Source organism: Natrinema altunense (assembly GCF_000731985.1).
Lineage (GTDB): Archaea > Halobacteriota > Halobacteria > Halobacteriales > Natrialbaceae > Natrinema > Natrinema altunense.
Genome location: NZ_JNCS01000003.1, coordinates 76,774 through 93,415 on the forward strand (window position 1 = coordinate 76,774; position 16,642 = coordinate 93,415).

Sequence of the window (16,642 nt, forward strand, 5' to 3'; positions counted from 1 at the left end):
TGCGGTACTGTCGAGGGATTCACACGAGTCGGATCGGAACGGTCAATAATATCCGGGGAGCCGAAGACTAGACAGCTATGGCTACGTACGGGGCACTCTCCGTGTTGCCGCCGCTGCTCGCGATCGTCCTCGCGATCGTGACCCGCCGACCGATGCTGGCGCTGTTTCTCGGCATCTGGTCGGGGGCGGTCATCCACACCGAGAGTCTCGGCATCGCACAGACCTTCGACTGGATCGTCAGCGCGGTCATCGTCGACGACGGCTTCCACGTCCAGATCCTCGTCTTTACGCTCCTGTTGGGGTCGGGCGTCGCGCTCATCTGGCGGCTCGGCGGCGCGATCGCGGTCCGCCACTGGGCGACCGAACACCTCGAGACCCAGCGGACCGTCGGGCTGACCACGTGGATACTGGGACTCGTGTTGTTCTTCGACGACTACGCCAACACGGCCATCGTCGGGAGCACGATGCGCGAACTCTCCGATCAGCTCCGCATCTCCCGGGAGAAGCTCGCGTACATCGTCGACTCGACGGCCGCGCCCGTCGCGACGCTGGGCATCTCGAGTTGGGTCGCGTTCCAGCTGTCGCTGATCAGTAGCGCGTACGACGACATGGGCGTCGCGGACGAGGCACCGACGGCGTTCGAGACGTTCGTGGGTTCGATCCCTTACAACACCTACGCGCTGCTGGCGATCGTCATGGTCGGTATCATCGTCTACACCGGGCGGGACTACGGCGAGATGCTCGATGCCGAACACCGCTCGCGGACGACGGGTGCAGTCAACCGCGAGGGCGCACAGCCGCTCCAGAAGGTCGAGGAGGACCTGGGCGCGCCGATCGACGAGCGCCCGATGCTGCGGACCTTCTTCGCGCCCGTCGTCGTCCTGATCGCGGTGACGCTCGCGAGCGCCTTCTGGACGGGGTATCAGTCGTGGCTCTCGGCGCAGGCCGAGGCAGGAGCGCCGACCGCGTTCGGTGCCGCCATCGACGACGCAGGGCTCACGCAGGTACTGATCGACATCGTCGGCGCGGGCGACTTCGCGGCGGCGCTGATCTGGGGCTCGTTCGCGATGGTCGCGACCGCGATCGCGATCGGGCTCGCCTACGGCCTCTTCGATATCGGCGACGGCGTCGATACCGTCATCGACGGCTTCGGCATCATGCTGACGGCGGTCACGATCCTCGTGCTCGCGTGGACGATCAGCAGCGTCGCGGAGACGCTCGGCACGGGCGACTACGTCGCCACCATCGCCGAACCGTACCTCACGGCCGAGTTGCTCCCCGTTCTCATCCTGTTTATCGCCGCCTTCGTCGCGTTCACCATGGGTTCGTCCTGGGCGACGATGGGGCTCGTCACTCCGATCGCCATTCAGGTCGCCTACGAGTTCGGGACCGGATTCGAACTCGTCCCGGTCGCCGTCGGTGCGGTCTTCTCCGGCGCGATCTTCGGCGATCACGCCTCGCCGATCTCCGATACGACGGTGCTCTCCGCGACGTTCTCCGGTGCGGACCTGATCGACCACGTGCGCACGCAACTGCCCTACGCCCTGACCGTCTTCCTCGTGGTCATCGGCTGTTACCTGCTCAACGGCTATCTCGGCGTCCCGCCGCTCGTCTTCCTGCCGCTCGGCGTCGTCGCCCTCGTCGGCCTCGTCGTCGGCCTCTCGAGGGTCGACGCCGGCCGCAAGGGGCTCGAGCCGGCCGCGACGACCACGGCCACCGAGATCGCCAGTTCCGAATCCGAACTCGACTCGGAGTCGCCGGAGACCCGCGAGTAGGCCCCGCAGTCGCCAATGTTTTGGAGCGCGCAGCTGTCCGTTCGCGTATGGACGGAACGCTCGACCACACGATGATCCGCGTCGCTGACCTCGAGGAATCGCTCGACTGGTATCGAACCCACCTCGAGTACGAGGAGAAGGATCGCCACGAGGGCGACGGCTTCACCATCGTCTATCTCGGACCCGAGGAGATGCACGCGGACGGGGCGATGCTCGAGCTCACCCACAACGAGGGCGAAGAGCCCGAGCTGGGCGACGCCTGGGGCCATATCGCGGTTCGCGTGCCGGAGGGCGAACTCGAGGACTACTACCAGCAGCTCATGGACGAGGGCGTCGCGGACTACCGCGACCCCGAGTCCTGTGGCGGCCGCTACGCGTTCGTGAAAGACCCCGACGGCCACGAGATCGAGATCGTCCAGCGCGATGACGGGGCGCTCTGGTCGCTCGACCACACCATGATCCGCGTCGAGGACGCCGATGAGGCGCTGGGCTTTTGGACGCGCAAGTTCGGCTACGACGAGGTCGGCCGCTGGGAGGCCGACACCTTCGCGAACTACTTCGTCGAACCCACGGACGCCGCCGACGAGGCGATGTCCGTCGAACTGACGTACAACTACGATGGCCGGAGCTACGAGCTGGGCGACGCCTGGGGGCACCTCTGTGTCCGCCTCGACGACCTCCACGACGACTGGGACCAACTCATGACCCGGGACGCAGCGGACTACCGGGACCCCGAGAGCTGCGACGACATGTACGCCTTCACCAAAGACCAGGACGGCCACGAGATCGAACTCATCGAGCGCGATCTCGAGGCCGATTCGCTGTTCCCGTTCTAGGATCGCCGCGGCCGCGGTCGACCGAACGGTCCCCGCGAACACGGATGGTTCGAACCGCCGGCCACCCTACAGGTCGGGAATCGGAACGACGACGACCGGCCGGGTCGCGTCAGCCAGGACCCGCCGCGCGGTCGATCCGACGTCTCGCGTCGCGTCCGGATCGCCACCGTGTGCGCCGATGACGAGTTCGTCGACGTCGCCCTCCGCCGCCGTCTCGAGGAGCACCGGTGCCGGGGACCCCGACCGGCGCTCCGTCTCGACGCCACCGGCAGCCGCGAGTCGAACGGCAGCGACGTTCAACGCCTCGTCGGCGTCACGGCGCGCCGTCGGCTCGTCGGCCGGGAGGACGGCGACAGCAGTCACGGTGTCGGCCGTGGTCACCCGGTCGTCGAGGTAGTCACAGATCGCCGCTGTCGTGTGGACGGAATCGGTGCCGATGAGGTACTCCATAGCGGCGCTACGGCGGCATTCTCGAAGAACCCTGTGGACGGTGGCGGGTGAGTCCGACCGAAACGCCCGGATTTTCCGATCCAGAAAACGCGCTCGTATCACTAATACGATGGGGCGGATAGGGAGGTATGGGGGACGAGAGAGGCCGCCCCACACGCCTTCGCGGTCCCCCGTGCCTCCCCGCATCCGATCATCCCATGGGTCGCGACGCCAGCCTTGCCCCCTCCGCCCCCGCGACTCCCCCTCGCGCGGGGGCGTCCTGCGTCGTTCGACCCCCTCCTCACTGTCAGCGGAACCGGTGATCCCGGGATGGCTTCGGCCCTACACGTTTGCCGATCGCGACGAACCGATCAGTGCCGTCCGTACAGCGAATAGGTGATCGCGCCCAGTCCGAGCAGTCGACTCACGTTCTCGAGCAGCGCGATGACGATCTGATCCGCGCTGACGAACGTCGTCATCACCACGTTGACCAGGAAGGGACACAGCGTCAGCAAGAGGAGTCCAATGGCGAGATAGAGCATCGACGATGCATCGTTGCGCCGGTAGCCACGGTAGGCCTGATAAGCGATAATCGTCCCGACGAGCGCGACGAGGAAGAGGCTCGCGATCGTCAACAGCTCGAACAGCGTCACCTCGTCGATCCGGACGACCTCTCGACTCATCGCATTCCCTCCCACATGCGGGTGAACTTGTCGGCGACGTCTTCCTCGCGATACGTCAACTCGAGAGTGAACGAGCCGTCCTCCAGCGACAGCTCCAGTCGGTCGAGGTTCGCACTGTAGACGCTGTAGTGGTTGCCGTCGGAGGCGAGTTCCGTCTCCTCGGTGACGAGATCACACTCCTCGAGCCGCTCGAGCCGCCGATAGATCGTCGGGAGGGACGCGTCACATCGTTCGCTCAATGTGCTGGCAGACATGGGTTCGACGCTCGTGTGGGTGAGGATATCCCGTGCGTACTCGTCGTCGAGAACCGAAAGCAATGTCGACAGGTCAGTTTCCTCACTCACTGGTATAACTGTTCCTTCCGGCATGGATATCAAAAGCGGTCCGGTTTTTCTGGACTAGAGAACACGTTATGTCCTCGCGGGCGCGAAAGGGAATTTATTCTTACCGACGAAGACGTGACTCGTCCGTCGGCACGCGAGGCGATGCGAGGTCCCTCGCCGGAACCGCGGGCAGTCCGTGCGAACGGAAGCGACCACACCACGATTTTCGTATATCGATATCCGATTTACCAGGGGAGAGGGAGCAGCGTGATAAACCGAGACGGCGGTCGATTTCGACCGACACAGCTACTGGTGAGCGTCCGCCCACGCGAGCCAGTCGAACAGTCGATCACGCAGTCGCTGCTCGCCGGCCGCCGAAAACCGGTGGCCCTCACCTGCGAACCGCTCGACGAGGACGTCGGTCTCGAGACGCGCGGCGGCGGCGAAGCTATCGGCCGGATCGACGACCGCGTCGTCGCCGCCGTGGAAGATCGCGACCGGAACGTCGAGTTCACCGACGACGTCGTCGAACGGATACCGATCGAGCGCGTCGAAAAACCGCCGTTCGATTCGGTCGCCGGTATCGAACGTCCACGTCCCCTCGCGCTCGACGACGGTCCGGTACTCCTCGAACGGTTCGCTTGTCGTCACGGGTGCACGCGTCGCGACCGCCGCGACCCGCTCGTCCTCGGCGGCAGCGTGGATGGCGACTTTGCCGCCGAAACTCGAGCCGAATACCACGTACGTCCGGGGATCGAAGTAGTCGACGACGTGGCGGAGGTCGGTGAGTCGCGTCTCGAGCGTCGAGTCGACGAACTCGCCGTCGGACTCGCCACAGCCCCTGGCATCGAATCGGACGGCGTTGTATCCCGCCTCGCTAGCCCGGCGACACCGGGCCTCGTAACTCCCCGCTTTGTCGCTGCGCAGGCCATGGCACCAGACGAGCCAGTCGTCGGAGTCGGCCTCGTGGTGGACGGCGGCGACGGTCGGAGCGGCGTCCGTCGTCGCGTCGCCGACCGGAATGCGGTGTGCCTCGGGCATCTCGTATCCCGGCGGACGCCCGCCGGGACCTTGATAGCTATGTCCCGATGGTCGCTCGAGTCGGCCCATCGCCGACGCTGAAATACCGCGGCGGTCGGCTCGAAGCGATCCCGGGATGACCCTATGAACGGACAGCTCTCCGGATCGAGGGGGTCAGACTCAGTCCCGGTTCCGGTGTACCAGCCCCACTCGAGGCCGCGGACCTGCGACCGGTGTCCTCCGGCGAACCGTTTATCGCTCACCGGCGGGTTGGTTCGTGCATGACCCGCACGACCTATCGGTGTCCGTGTGGCGCACGCATCGAGTTCAAACAGGACCTCGAGAAGGAATCCGGCGTCCCGACGCCGGACTGGAAGTGCAAGGACTGCGGGACGCCGGTCCCGGGGATGACGGCCGAAAAGATCAGACATCAACATCCCTCCTGAATCGCCGCGCTGGAATCGTGAACGACGCTGTGGCCCAATATAAATCAAATATCGATATATCGAATGGCGGTGCGAGAACGAGCGACACCGAACGGCGCATCGCTCTCGAGGGCCATCGCCGGCGGCCAGCCGAACGGATCGGCCGTGTAGAGACGTATGCTGCAAACCGTTCGCACGGATAGTCGGCCGTCGTGCTATGCGGACGTATTATAATCCGTTTTACCAGTCGTCCCGTTCTGCCGACCTGCAGATGTCCGAGACACACGACGACGAGCGACGAACCGACCACCCGGACACGTCCAGTGGCGCGCTCCGCCGCCGATCGTTTATTGTCGCGGCCGGCGCATCGGCGACCGGAATCGGCGGCGCTACAGGGGCAACGCCCGGCCGCGGGAGCGGTGACGACGCTCCCGGCAACCGCCGACACGACGAGTCGAACCGGAGCGAATTTATCGGTCGCGACGGCGAGCCGGACCTGATCGCCCATCGTGGCTTCGCCGGCCTCTATCCCGAGAACACCGTCGGCGCGGTCGACGCCGCTGCTCGTGGCGGCCAGTCCCCCATCGCCCCCTCGCGCGGTGCCGACATGATCGAAATCGACGTCGTTCCGACCGCCGAAAACGACGTCGTCGTGTTCCACGATAGCCGACTCGCCGATCGCGACGGCGGCGAGCGCGGACTCACCGACACCGAGGGCGTCGTCTGGGAGACCGACACGGCGACCGTCACGAACGCCGAGGTCCTCGCAAGCGGCGAAACCGTCCCCCGGTTGCGGTCCGTCCTCGAGGCGATTCCGCCCCATGTCGGCGTCAACGTCGAACTGAAGAACCCGGGATCGTTCGACGTGGCCTTCGCCGAATCGCTTCCGCCGGCGGAACTCGAGGAACGGAAGCAACGATGGCAGCCCTTCGTCGCGCGAGTGCTCGACGTCGTCGACGACTTCCACCACGAGTATCTTTTCTCGTCGTTTTACGAGGCGGCGCTGGCGACGACCCGCGACGCGTCCGATTATGCCGTCGCGCCGTTGCTCTGGAACTCCGTTCGGGACGGTGTCGAAATCGCGCGACGCTACGACTCCGAGGCGATTCATCCACCCTACCACATGATTCGGGGAACGCCGTTTTACGCCGATCAGCGGTACGAAGACGGAGCCGGCTGGTCCGACATCGATCTCCTCGCCGTCGCACACGAGGAGAGCCGAGACGTGAACGTCTTTACCCTCGCGACGTGGTACCAGGGGGAACAGCTCGCAGCGGCCGGCGTCGACGGGCTCATCAGCGACCACGCGGACGTGCTCCGGTTCGGTGCGACGCGGTGACTCCGGGGACAGGGCGCTTCGGATCGGATCGTGGTCGGGTCGCACTTTTCCGATCCGTGAGACCGAAACACGGATTTAGGATCGTGGAACAGTATCCAACGAGTAATGATCCGTGGCGTTCCCCACACCATCCGTTCTTGCCGCGGTGATACCCGCCACGAGCGGCGACGCGGAGGCCCGCGATCGCGTCTCCGTCCGATACCGGGGCGGGTGATCGCGCCGTGACCGAGGTGGCGATCGCCGACGCGGTCGACGCCTATCTCCAGCGAAAGGCCGTCGGCGATCCCGACGGCTCGGGCGCGGGAACCTACGCATCCAACGCGGAATCGATCCTCCGGCGGTGGGCCACTTGGCTCGAGGAGGAACACGATCTCACGTCGCTGTTCGCGCTCGAGGTCGACCACATGCGCGCCTACGCCGAGGAACTCCGCCGACGGACGGAGCGCGGGGAGTACACCGCCTCGACCGCCGGCACCTACTACGCCGTGGTCCGCGCGTTCCTCTCGTGGTGCGTTCGCGGCGGCGTCCTCGAGCGAAACCCCGCGGCGACCGACCGCGCCGAGGCCGCACTGCCGACCGCCGACACGCGGCCATCCGACGACTCCTGGACGGCCGATCAGCGGCGCGAACTCGAGCGCCACGTCCGCGAGCGGGTGCTCGAGGCCGACGCCCAGTCGACGAGCGAGCGCCGCACTCGACTGCGCGAGTACGCGATGGTCGCCGTCCTCGCTCACTCGACGGTCCGCGGCGCGGAACTGTTCCGGGTCCCGGAGGACGACCGACGCACGGGTGCGACCTGGGACGACGTCGACTTCTACACCGGGACGATCCGCGTGCTGGGGAAGTCCCAGCGCCTCGAAGACGTGCCGCTTCCCGCCCGTGCGCGGACGCCGTTGCGGCGCTACCGGGTCGTGCTCGATCCGCCGTCGAACGACTGGCCGCTGTTTCCGACGGGGCATGCGCCATCGATCGCCGCGCGAGTCCGGTCGGTGCTGGACGATCGCGGCCACGACGAGCGCGAGATCGAGGCGCTGCTCGAGGACGCGACGGCGATGGAACTCGCACGCGAGCGATCGATCGCCCCGCCGGCGATCACTACCGAGGGCGCGCGGTCGATCCTGAAGCGGCTCTGCGAGGCAGCCGTCGTCGACGTCGACGGGAACTACCTGACGCCGCGGGGCGTCCGCCGGGAGCACGACGAAGTGTACCGACGCGAAGCGACGGCGTCGAAACCGACCCTGCGGGCGTCGGTCCTCGAGCAATCGATCGTGGTACAGGAAACGCAGCGGTCGCTCGAGACGGACGCGAAGCAGCGCGACGAGCAGTCGGAGACGGAGTGAACGACGCGGGCTGTCTGTGACGGTCGATTCGCCGACGATTCTCAGACGACGAGGAGCCACAGGACCACGGTCAGGACGAGCGTCAACAGCAGGACGGTGGTCCCGATGCCGGTCCGGAGGTGGATCGTCGACGGGCGGCCGCCGTCGGTCGGCTGCCGTTCGTCGACGGCGATCAGCCAGTCGGGTAACCGTCCCGCCGCCGCGTCGACGGCGAGGACGGGGTTGTTCCCGATCCAGTAACAGCGTTTGACCGCGCCGACGACGGTCCGATCGACGGCGGCGTAGGTTCCGGTGACGCCGAGCATCGTCCAGCGACTGACGGCGTAGGTCGCGGGGTAGACGAACATCGCCGGATCGCCGAGGTCGAGTTTCGAGAGCGGCTTCCGGACGACGACGAAGGTGACGGCCGCGACGCCGGTCAGTATTCCGGCCGTCTGGAGGTGGCCCGGACTGTAGGGGTGGAGATGGCTGTGTCCGCCGTAATACTCGAACTCGAGGCCGTGGATCGTCGGCGCGAGGTCGGCAAGCCCCTGCCACCAGACGCCGAAGAGGAGGCAGGCCCCGCCCAGCCCGAGCATCGCGACGGTCTGGCCGGGTTTGGCGTCCGCGACCTCGAGATCGGTCTCGCCGTGGAAGAAGACGTAGTAGCCGAGCTTGATAAAGGAGAGCAGGGTACCGATCGCGCCGAGCCAGAGTAGCCAGTACAGCGCCTGATACTCCGGCTGGCCGTAGTAGTGGGGGTCGGCCGCATCGAAGAGCATCCCCTTGCTGACGTACCCGTTGAAGCCAGGAATCGCGGTGATCGAGAGTGCACCGAACCCGAACCCGATCGCGGTCAGTGGCATCTCGCGCCAGAGGCCGCCCAGTTTGTACAGGTCCTCCTCGCCGGTGCGATAGATGACGACGCCGACGGCCATGAACAGCAGGCTCTTGAACAGCACGTTGTTGAACAGGTGGCTCATCGCGCCGGCGGCGGCGAGATCCGACCCCATCGTGGCCATCCCGATCCCGGCGACGATATAGCCCAGTTGAGCCTGAATGTGATAGGACAGCAGCGCCCGCATGTCGTGTTGCAGCAGCGCGAAGGTCGCGCCGTAGACGGCCATCAGTCCGCCCATGTACGCGATGTAAATGCCCAGATCGCTCCCGGCATCGACCGGGAACGCCCGGTAGAGGACGAACGCGCTCGTCTTCGTCGTGTACACCGAGAGGAAGACGGAGGCCGCGATATGGGGTCGCGGGTAGGTGTCGGGGAGCCAGGTGTGGACCCCGATAAAGGCGACGTTGACGCCCATCCCGAGCACCGCGAGCAGCGCCGGAATCCCGTTTGCGATCCCGGCATCGGTGTAGACGAACGTCCCGACCTGGACGTAGTGGGCGGCGACCGCCATCATCACGAGTACGCCGCCGGTGCCGTGGAACAGCGCGTACCGGAAGCCGGCCCGAACCGCCTCGCCGCCGTAGTGCCAGACCACGAGCGTGCTGGTGACGGCCATCAGCTCCCACATGAACAGGAGCACGAGCCAGTCGCCGGCGAACGCAGCCCCGATCGACGAGGAGACGTAGACGAGCGCGAACGCGACCAGCGTCTTACTGGCCTCGCTCGAGTAGGCATAGATGACGCTACAGACCCCGAGGAAGCCGAGGCCCAGCCCGACCATTCGGGAGAAGTCGTCGACGTAGAACGGGACGACCTCGAACCCGAGGAAGGTCCCCACCAGGTGTTGCCCCTCGGGTGCGACCAGCGAGACCGCCAGAACGGCCGCGAGGCTCGCCGCACCGACGGCGAAGCCGGCGATTCGGGGCAGGACGAGTACGAGCAGCGCCGCCGCGAAGACGATGAGCGGCGGGTAGGCCATCGAGAGGACGTCGAGTGCCATCAGTGGGGCACCTCCGTCACGAGTCGGTCGAACGGAACGGCAGTCACGTCCTCGAAGGGCAGTCCGAAGACATCCCCGACGATCTGTCTCGCCAGGTCGAGGAAGACGGCGTAGTCGGGTCCGATCCCGAGGACGACCGCGCCGGTCGCGATCACGGCGATGGGCGCGAGCATCAGCCACGTGGTCTCGGTAATCGGCGACCGACGCGGCCAGCCGTCGGCCGGCGGCCCGCCGGTCAGGTGGTCGTCGAAGTCGCCGTGGTGGTCGACGGAACTGACCTGGTCCCCGTCGGGAACCTCGGCGTCGCTCGGGTACTCGTCGACGGCGTACTCGTAGTTCCCGTCCTCGTCCGCCGCGGGTCGCTCCGGATCGGATCGGTCGGCTTCACCATCGGTCGGCTGCCCGCCGTCGGCGGCGACGTCCGCGTCGGACCCGTCGGCGTACGATTCGACCAGCCCGCCCCGCGGGAACTCGAGGAGGGGTTTGGCGTCGTGGCGGTCCTCGCTCTCGAAGAACGCGGTGTAGACGACCGGCCAGAAGTACGCGACGTTGAGGACGGCCGAGAGCAACAGTGCGGCGGCGAACAGCCAGTACTCGCCGCCCATGGAGCCGGCACCGATCAGCATGTAGAACTTGCTGACGAAGCCGGCGACCGGCGGGAGACCGGCCATGCCGGCCGCACCGACCGTGAAAGCGGTCATCGTTAGCGGCATCCGCTTGCCGATGCCGGCCATCTCGCTGATGTAGTCGGTGTGGGTCTCGACGTGGATCGATCCCGCACAGAAGAACAGCGTGAGCTTCGCGAACGCGTGGGCGGGAATGTGAAACAGCGCGCCGACCATCGCGTACGGGTGCAACATCGAGAGTCCGAGCACGATGTAGGACAGCTGTGCCGTCGTCGAGTACGCCAGCCGGCGCTTGAGGTGATCCTTCCGCATCGCGATGATGCTCGCCGCGGTCAGCGTGAACGCGGCGACGATCGCGACGGGGATGTTCAGTCCGACCTCGCCGATTCCCGGGACGTCGAGCGGCAGATCGTGGATCAGCCCGGGACCGTAGACCTCGAGAATGACCCGTGCGATGCCGAACGCACCGGATTTGACGACCGCCACGGCGTGGAGCAGTCCGGAGACGGGCGTCGGGGCGACCATCGCGTCGGCGAGCCAGGAGTGAAGCGGCATCAAGGCGGCCTTGACGCCGAAGCCGGCGATGAGCAGGAAGAAGGCGGCCTGTGCGTAGATCGGCTCAGCCTGTGCGGCCGTAGCGAGAGCATCCATGCCGCCCGCTTCGAAGGCGAGCGTCGGCCCGCTGCGGACCAGACTCGTCAGCCAGTAGATCATGACGGTCCCGGCGAGCAGAAAGACGCCGCCGCCGAAGAACGTATACGTGATGTACTTCCGGCCGGCGATTCGCGCCTCGGAGTCCTCGTTGTGGGCGACTAACGGGTACGTGACCAGCGAGAGCAGTTCGTAGAAGACGAAGATCGTCACCAGATTCGCCGCAAAGGCGATGCCGACGGCGGCCGAAAGGCTGGCCGCGAAGGAGGCGAAAAAGCGCGTTTGGGCGTGTTCGTCGAGCCCGCGCATGTAGCCGATGGCATAAAAGGACGTGAAGATCCAGAGGAAGCTCGCGAGGAGGGCAAAGAAGATCCCCAGGGGATCGGCTCGAAGGGCGAAATCGATGCCCGCGAGGAACTGAACCCCGGTGCTCTCCCGGAGGCTCCACGCGAAGACGGTCCCGTCCATGACCGCGGGAAGCATGCTGACGATGATTCCGAACTTCGCGAGGGCGGCGACGACCGACCATCCCTCGCGGAGGTTCGGACGACGATGCGACGCGACGATCAGGACGATAGCGACCGCTGACACCAACACGGCGGCGAGCGGCCGGAGATCTGCAACCATTAGTTGATCACCTCGGTGAGGAACGGGTCGAGTAGTTCGGCGATCGTTCCCCCCGCGAAGCCGAGGGCAACTGCCCCGAGCGCGGCGAGGACGACGATCGCGACCATGCCGGTCGAAACGGGAGCCGCCGATCGGTCGCCGCGGATGGCGGCGATGGCAGCGCCGGGCTCATCGTGTGCGGGTTCGGCACCGGAATCGTCGGGTCCGGCATCACCGCCGTCCGTCGCGACCGGGGCCGGCGCGTGGGGCCGTTCGGCCGTCGCGGACGGCGTGAAGTACATCTTCTCGAGGAGGCGGGCGGCGTAGGCGAGGGTGAGCATGGTACTGAGGAAGATCACGGCAGCGACGGGCCACAGTTCGGACTGGACGGCACCGAGTGCGATGTACCACTTGCCGACGAAGCCGACGCCCGGTGGGACGCCGACGAGCGAGAGCAAGAGCACGGCGATCGCGCCGGCGGCGATCGGGCGCGATTTGGCGAGGCCGGCGTACTCGTCGACGGTGCGGGCGTCGTAACTCCGGGCAACGAGTGCAACCCCCAGGAAGAGACCGGCTTTCACCAGCCCGTGACCGACGAGGTGGATCGCGGCACCGATGAAAGCCGTTTCGGAGCTGCCGGCGATGACGACACCGTAGGCGGCGATAACGAGTCCGAACTGCGAGACCGACGAGTACGCGAGCATCCGCTTGACCTCGGTCTGGATGACGGCCAGTATCGTTCCTGCGAGGACGCTCACGCAGCCGATCGTGAGGACGACCGCAGCCGCGTTCGGCACCGCGGTGAGGTAATCGACGCCGAAGACGGTCACGATCAGCCGGCCGAACGCGTACGCGGAGGCCGTCGAGACGAGCGCGGCGATCAGCGGCGTCACGCCGTCGGGGGCCTGCTGGTAGGCGCTCGGTTGCCAGGTGTGGAGCGGCCACTGAGCGACCTTCACGGCGAAGCCGACGACGATAAACGCGACGCCGGTATGGATCAGCGTCTGACTCTCCGCACCGGGAATCGCCTCGGCGAGCTCGAGCATGTTCAGCGTCCCCGTCGCCATGAAGACGAAGGCGACGCCGATCAGGTACATCGACGCGGCGATCGTGCCCAGGATCAGGTACTTCAGGGAGGCGACCGCCGCTTCGGGACCGTCGCCGCTGGCGACCAGCGCGTAGGTCGCCAGGCTCGTGATCTCAAGGAAGACGAACAGGTTGAACACGTCGCCGGTCAGCGAGATGCCGAGCAGGCCGCCGGTAAGCAGCAGGTAAGCCGTGTAGAACGTGTTCCCGCGCGGGCCGCCCCGGCGCGTGTATGCGAGGACGCCGGTGGCGACGGCGGTCACGAGCAGGACGATCAGCATCGAGAACTGATCGGCGACGAGTTGGATGCCAAACTCGGGGGAGTAGCCGCCGAGTCTGTGGGTTACGTCCTCGCCGCGGGTGTAGACGACGCTCGCGAGAGCGATCGCCCCGACGAAGAGCGCGCTCGTCGTGAGCCCGGCGACGGTCCAGCCCGTTCGGTCGACCCACAGCCCGAGGGCGATCGGCAGCGTCGCAGCGAGGATCGGGACGGCGATCAGGAGCGGAAGGAGCAGATCGACGCTACTCATCGGCACGCACCTCCCGAAGCGTGTCCTCGCGGAGCGTCCCGTACTCCGCGTAGATCCGGATGATCAGCGCCAGTCCGACCGCCGTCAGCGCGATCCCGACGACGATAGCGGTCAGCACGATCACCTGGGGCAGCGGACTCGCGACCATGACTTCCAGGGGCACGCCGTCTTTGGGGACGATCGGTGCCGACGCACCCTCGGCGTCGATATAGGCCATCGAGATGAAAAACAGGAAGATAGCTGTCTGGAAGAGGTTCACCCCAATCAGTTTCTTCACGAGGTTCTTGCTGGCGATCACCATGTAGATCCCGATACCCAGCAGGACGAACACCAGCACGTACGTGTAGTGACTAAAGAGGGACTCAATCATCGTCGCTCACCTCCGCACCCGCCGACTCGCCGCGCTCGTTGCGGCCGCCGGTCCCGCTCGGTCGCTCGGGCGAGAACCCGGCCGCCATCGTAAAGAAGAGACTGATGATGGTTCCGGTGACGATCAGCGAGATGCCGCCGATCTCGATGGCCTCGAGGCCCCACTTCGCCTTGATGTGGAAAACCTCCTTGAGCATGGCGAACTCGAGGAAGTTTCCCCCCAGTGCGATCATCGCGAGGCCGATGGCTCCGAAGAGGACGACGCCGCCGGTGATGATGCCGACGAGGAAGGAATTACGGAGCCACCGGCGGGTCGGCTCGATGCCGAACGCGAAGGCGAGCATGAGGACGGTGACGCCGACGACGGTTCCTCCCTGGAACCCGCCGCCGGGGGCGTCGCCCCCGTGGAAGGTCATGAACAGCCCGTACGTGAGCGTAAACGGTGCGATAATCTTGACGGCGGTCATGATCACCTGACTCTCGGTGTAGGTATCGTCGACGGATTGCGACATTAGGCGAACACCTCGCGTTTCAGGACGAGCAGGGTCGAGACGCCGGCGGCGAAGACCACGACCGCCTCGCCGAAGGTGTCGAACCCACGGTAGGCGGCGAGGACGGACGTAACCGCGTTCTTGACGCCGGTCTCGTGATGCGTCTCGGTGATGTAGTGTTGGGTGACCTCGAGATTCGACCAGACGGGCGTCTCCGTGCCACCGACTGCGTACATTTCGGGCAGGACGACACTACAGAGCAGGAGTACGAACGCGCCGACGACGACGACCGCCGGGACGTGAATCCGTTCGCTAAGCCGGTCGGTCGACGGGCGCGTCGTCCGCGCGATCGTCAGCAACAGCAACAGCGTCGTGACGCCGGCCCCGATGGCAGCCTCGGTCATCGCCACGTCGGGAGCCAACAGGAAGGTATAGAGGATCGCCATGCCGAGGCTGTAGGCCCCGAAGACGATGATCACCGACAGAATGTCGCGAAACAGCGCCGTCGCGACGGCCGTCGCGAGGATAAACGCCACGAGGGTGTACGCGAACAGACTCATCGCGACTCACCGTCCGTTTCGGCGTCGCCCTCGGTTTCGTTCCCGTCTTCGCCCTCCGCGGCGAGGATCGGCTCGACCCCCGTCTCCGCCGCCGATCGGGAGATCGCGTGGGCCGCCGTCGGGTTCGTGATGAACACGAAAAACAGCAGGAGGACGGTGTAGACCGCCGCGTGCTGCCAGCCGAACGCGACCGCGACGCCGGCGAGCGCAAAGCCCGCCCCGAGCGTGTCAGTCTGGGAGGCGGTGTGGGCCCGCGAGTAGACGTCCGGCAGACGGATGACGCCGACCGTCGAGACGAACGTAAAGAGCACGCCCAGCCCCAGCAGGACGACGATCGCCCAAAAGCGGAGCGTCTCGATCACAGCACACCACCCCGCTCGACGGTGAACTTCGAGATGGCGATCGACATCAGGAAGTTCAGTAGGGCATAGATCAGCGCCACGTCGAGGAACCACGACTGGTCGAGTCCCGCCGCGAGCAGGGCGAGGATGACGACCGTGTTCGTCCCCAGGACGTTGACTGCCAGCAGGCGGTCCTGCGTCGTCGGACCGACGACTGCACGATAGAACATCGCGATCGCGAGGACGACGAACAGCGCGGCCGCAGCGAGGAACACGTCCTCGAGCGGGACCGGCGTCACAGCTCGTCACCCCCGACGATTTCGGCGTCGTCGCGTTCGCGCGGCGAGGCGATCGCCGCCGACTTGCGGCCGTAGAAGACGAACCGAATTCCCCGCTCTAGGCCGCCGTCGAAGAGGTCGTCGCGGGCACCCGGGATCAGCGTGTGGACGAGCAGTTGCTGGTTGTTGGCCCGGACCGTCAGCGTCCCCGGCGTGAGCGTGATGCTGTTTGCCAGCGCGGTCAGCGGCAGACCGCTTCGGACGCGGGAGTTGACCCGCGTCAGCGTCGGCTCGATCGGCATCGACGGCCGGAGGATGACGACCGACACCGCGATATTGGCCTTGACGATCTCCCAGAGCAGGTACGGGATGTAGAGGGCGAACCGGACGACTCGAAGCGGCGACTGCACGCGATCAAGCGGCAGGGTAAACGTCACTTGTGCGAGCGAGACGGCGACGATACCGGCGACCGCCGCGCCGGTAACGAGATCGAACCAGTAGGTCGGATCTCCGAGGAGGAGATAGAAGCCATAGGAGATCAGAAAGGTCGCGAACAGGCGATCGAACCCCTCCGCCCCACCGTTGAGACGGCCGCGTCGGGCGGGCCGATCGACGGGCGCTTCGTCGTAGGCCAGCCCGATGCGATCGAGTTCGCGCTCGAGGGGCTGGAGCATCTGTGCGGTGACGCCGGGTTGGTACTCGGGGTCGAGGACGACGCGATCGATCCCGTGTTCGTCGGCGTAGGCGTCGAAAATCTCGGCGTAGTCGCGGGGGCCGAACAGGTACTCGTCGGCACCGAGCGTCGTCGTCTCGATCGTCACGTCGGCCCCGCCGGCGTCCTCCTCGACCCAGTTTTGCGCCCGCGAGAGCAGCCCGTCGGCGTCGTCGCTGTACCGATCGCTCTCGGGACTGTCGTCGTCGTAGGGCATCGCGACGACGAGATGACACTCGAGCGAGTCGGCCGCCTCGAGACCGGACTGGACGGCGTAGCCGACCGTCTGTCGAACGGTCACCGTGTCCGACAGCGGAACGAGCAGGCGTTCAACCGCCACGA

18 protein-coding genes are annotated in these 16,642 nt (G+C 66.3%); 5 read left to right on the forward strand and 13 right to left on the reverse strand.

Going from position 1 to position 16,642, the window contains the following annotated elements; all coding sequences use genetic code 11:
- The first annotated feature begins 77 nt into the window (after nucleotides 1–77).
- Nucleotides 78–1,775 (forward strand): Na+/H+ antiporter NhaC family protein, encoded by a 1,698-nt coding sequence (locus ALTAJ2_RS07275; RefSeq protein ID WP_007109277.1) that lies wholly within the window; start codon nucleotides 78–80, stop codon nucleotides 1,773–1,775.
- 47 nt (nucleotides 1,776–1,822) lie between these two features.
- Nucleotides 1,823–2,611 carry a VOC family protein gene (locus tag ALTAJ2_RS07280; RefSeq protein WP_007109276.1) on the forward strand — a complete coding sequence of 263 codons (789 nt, stop codon included), beginning with the start codon at nucleotides 1,823–1,825 and terminating at the stop codon, nucleotides 2,609–2,611.
- 66 nt (nucleotides 2,612–2,677) lie between these two features.
- On the opposite strand, the gene ALTAJ2_RS07285 is transcribed toward ALTAJ2_RS07280, so the two are convergent.
- The 4 genes from ALTAJ2_RS07285 to ALTAJ2_RS07300 form a co-directional block, all read right to left on the reverse strand.
- Nucleotides 2,678–3,061 carry a universal stress protein gene (locus ALTAJ2_RS07285; protein ID WP_007109275.1) on the reverse strand — a complete coding sequence of 128 codons (384 nt, stop codon included), beginning with the start codon at nucleotides 3,059–3,061 and terminating at the stop codon, nucleotides 2,678–2,680.
- Nucleotides 3,062–3,411: 350 nt separating this feature from the next.
- Nucleotides 3,412–3,723, reverse strand: coding sequence for a DUF7521 family protein (locus ALTAJ2_RS07290; protein ID WP_007109274.1), 312 nt, complete (start codon nucleotides 3,721–3,723; stop codon nucleotides 3,412–3,414).
- Nucleotides 3,720–4,067 (reverse strand): ArsR/SmtB family transcription factor, encoded by a 348-nt coding sequence (locus tag ALTAJ2_RS07295; protein WP_006184489.1) that lies wholly within the window; start codon nucleotides 4,065–4,067, stop codon nucleotides 3,720–3,722. The genes ALTAJ2_RS07290 and ALTAJ2_RS07295 overlap by 4 nt, the downstream gene beginning before the upstream one ends.
- Nucleotides 4,068–4,352: 285 nt before the next feature.
- Nucleotides 4,353–5,087 (reverse strand): alpha/beta hydrolase family protein, encoded by a 735-nt coding sequence (locus tag ALTAJ2_RS07300; protein ID WP_007109272.1) that lies wholly within the window; start codon nucleotides 5,085–5,087, stop codon nucleotides 4,353–4,355.
- A gap of 260 nt (nucleotides 5,088–5,347) precedes the next feature.
- Here ALTAJ2_RS07300 and ALTAJ2_RS19635 point away from each other — a divergent pair, with 260 nt between their 5' ends.
- The 3 genes from ALTAJ2_RS19635 to ALTAJ2_RS07310 all read left to right on the forward strand — a co-directional run bounded on the left by ALTAJ2_RS19635 (nucleotide 5,348) and on the right by ALTAJ2_RS07310 (nucleotide 8,170).
- Nucleotides 5,348–5,512 carry a hypothetical protein gene (locus ALTAJ2_RS19635; RefSeq protein WP_007109271.1) on the forward strand — a complete coding sequence of 55 codons (165 nt, stop codon included), beginning with the start codon at nucleotides 5,348–5,350 and terminating at the stop codon, nucleotides 5,510–5,512.
- 250 nt (nucleotides 5,513–5,762) lie between these two features.
- Nucleotides 5,763–6,830: a glycerophosphodiester phosphodiesterase gene (locus ALTAJ2_RS07305; protein ID WP_007109270.1), complete on the forward strand. Its 1,068-nt coding sequence runs from the start codon at nucleotides 5,763–5,765 to the stop codon at nucleotides 6,828–6,830.
- A gap of 221 nt (nucleotides 6,831–7,051) precedes the next feature.
- Nucleotides 7,052–8,170, forward strand: a complete 1,119-nt coding sequence (locus ALTAJ2_RS07310; RefSeq protein ID WP_007109269.1) for a tyrosine-type recombinase/integrase — start codon at nucleotides 7,052–7,054, stop codon at nucleotides 8,168–8,170.
- 41 nt (nucleotides 8,171–8,211) lie between these two features.
- Here the strand turns inward: ALTAJ2_RS07310 and ALTAJ2_RS07315 are convergent, their stop codons facing one another.
- From ALTAJ2_RS07315 to ALTAJ2_RS07355, 9 genes are read right to left on the reverse strand one after another with little or no spacing between them, the layout of a single operon-like run.
- Nucleotides 8,212–10,050, reverse strand: coding sequence for a Na(+)/H(+) antiporter subunit D (locus ALTAJ2_RS07315; RefSeq protein ID WP_007109268.1), 1,839 nt, complete (start codon nucleotides 10,048–10,050; stop codon nucleotides 8,212–8,214).
- The gene (locus tag ALTAJ2_RS07320) at nucleotides 10,050–11,954 is read right to left on the reverse strand and encodes a proton-conducting transporter transmembrane domain-containing protein (protein WP_007109267.1); all 1,905 of its coding nucleotides are present in this window, start codon (nucleotides 11,952–11,954) and stop codon (nucleotides 10,050–10,052) included. The genes ALTAJ2_RS07315 and ALTAJ2_RS07320 overlap by 1 nt, the downstream gene beginning before the upstream one ends.
- Complete coding sequence (locus ALTAJ2_RS07325) at nucleotides 11,954–13,549, reverse strand: proton-conducting transporter transmembrane domain-containing protein (RefSeq protein ID WP_007109266.1); 1,596 nt, start codon at nucleotides 13,547–13,549, stop codon at nucleotides 11,954–11,956. Before ALTAJ2_RS07325 ends, ALTAJ2_RS07320 begins: the two co-directional genes overlap by 1 nt.
- Nucleotides 13,542–13,919 carry a cation:proton antiporter subunit C gene (locus tag ALTAJ2_RS07330; protein WP_007109265.1) on the reverse strand — a complete coding sequence of 126 codons (378 nt, stop codon included), beginning with the start codon at nucleotides 13,917–13,919 and terminating at the stop codon, nucleotides 13,542–13,544. Before ALTAJ2_RS07330 ends, ALTAJ2_RS07325 begins: the two co-directional genes overlap by 8 nt.
- Nucleotides 13,912–14,430 (reverse strand): MnhB domain-containing protein, encoded by a 519-nt coding sequence (locus tag ALTAJ2_RS07335; RefSeq protein WP_007109264.1) that lies wholly within the window; start codon nucleotides 14,428–14,430, stop codon nucleotides 13,912–13,914. Before ALTAJ2_RS07335 ends, ALTAJ2_RS07330 begins: the two co-directional genes overlap by 8 nt.
- A complete protein-coding gene (locus tag ALTAJ2_RS07340; protein WP_007109263.1) occupies nucleotides 14,430–14,969 on the reverse strand; it encodes a DUF4040 domain-containing protein in 540 nt (179 codons plus the stop codon). The genes ALTAJ2_RS07335 and ALTAJ2_RS07340 overlap by 1 nt, the downstream gene beginning before the upstream one ends.
- Entirely contained in the window at nucleotides 14,966–15,331 is a 366-nt protein-coding gene (gene mnhG, locus ALTAJ2_RS07345; RefSeq protein WP_007109262.1) for a monovalent cation/H(+) antiporter subunit G, read from the reverse strand. Before mnhG ends, ALTAJ2_RS07340 begins: the two co-directional genes overlap by 4 nt.
- Nucleotides 15,328–15,609: a cation:proton antiporter gene (locus tag ALTAJ2_RS07350; RefSeq protein WP_007109261.1), complete on the reverse strand. Its 282-nt coding sequence runs from the start codon at nucleotides 15,607–15,609 to the stop codon at nucleotides 15,328–15,330. Before ALTAJ2_RS07350 ends, mnhG begins: the two co-directional genes overlap by 4 nt.
- The gene (locus ALTAJ2_RS07355; RefSeq protein ID WP_049900357.1) at nucleotides 15,606–16,640 is read right to left on the reverse strand and encodes a monovalent cation/H+ antiporter subunit E; all 1,035 of its coding nucleotides are present in this window, start codon (nucleotides 16,638–16,640) and stop codon (nucleotides 15,606–15,608) included. The genes ALTAJ2_RS07350 and ALTAJ2_RS07355 overlap by 4 nt, the downstream gene beginning before the upstream one ends.
- Between the last annotated feature and the right edge of the window lie 2 nt (nucleotides 16,641–16,642).